This is a genomic window from Streptomyces himastatinicus ATCC 53653 (assembly GCF_000158915.1).
GTDB lineage: Bacteria > Actinomycetota > Actinomycetes > Streptomycetales > Streptomycetaceae > Streptomyces > Streptomyces himastatinicus.
Window position 1 is genome coordinate 725,713 of record NZ_GG657754.1, and the last position, 945, is coordinate 726,657.

Here is a 945-nt window from a genome sequence, read left to right on the forward strand (position 1 = left end):
CGACCGCGTCCGCGGTGCGGTAGCCGAGTACGTACGCGGACCGGGTGCGGACCATGACGAGCACGGCCTCCAGGCGCCTGCCCGCGGGGAGCCTCACCAGCCGCTCCCGCAGCACGTCGCCCGCGGAGTCCGCCGGTTCGCCGCGTGCGGCCACCAGCTCCTGGTAGCCGGGCAGTTCGCGGAGCAACGCGCTCGGCCGGGCCGTGCTGTACGCCTGGGCGAACCGTTCCGGGGCGATCTCGGCGACCAGCGCGGTGGGATCCGCTTCCGTCACAAGCCGGCGCAGCGCCTCGCTCGCCAGCTGCGGGTCCATCGCGTGGACCCCCGCCCGGCGGGCCGCCTCTTCGGCCTCGGCCTTCCCCGCCGTGCCGCCACCGCCCCAGGCACCCCAGGCGATCGAGGTCGCGGGCAGGCCATGCGCCCGCCGCTGCTCGGCCAGGGCGTCCAGCACGGCGTTCGCCGCCGCGTAGTTCGCCTGACCGGGGTTGCCCACGACGGCGGACGCGGAGGAGAACAGCGCGAACACCGACAGGTCCGCCCCGCGTGTCAGCTCGTCGAGCAGAAACGCGGAGGTGACCTTGGACCGGAACACGTCCCCGAACCGCTCCGGGGTCAACCGGTCGAGCACGCCGTCGTCCAGCACACCGGCGGTGTGCACCACCCCGGTCAGGGGGTGTTCGGCCGGAACGCCCTCCAGCAGCGCGGTCAGCTGCGCCCGGTCGGCGACATCGCACGCGGCGACGGTGACCCGCGTCCCGAGTGCGGCCAGCTCGTCGCGCAACGCGCCGATTCCCGGCGCCTGGGAGCCCCGTCGCCCGGCGAGCAACAGATGCGGCGCGCCCGCGCGGGTTAGACACCGGGTTACGGGTCCGCCGAGCGCGTTTTTGGTTGCGGTGATCAGGACCGTTTCCGGTCGGCTCCCAGGCCCCCGCGCCGGCAGGCGCG

1 protein-coding gene is annotated in these 945 nt (G+C 75.0%); it reads right to left on the reverse strand.

The genetic code is table 11. The features are described from left to right. On the reverse strand, positions 1-940 hold a 940-nt coding region (locus SSOG_RS53165; RefSeq protein WP_342634264.1), incomplete at its 3' end, for a beta-ketoacyl reductase. Between the last annotated feature and the right edge of the window lie 5 nt (positions 941-945).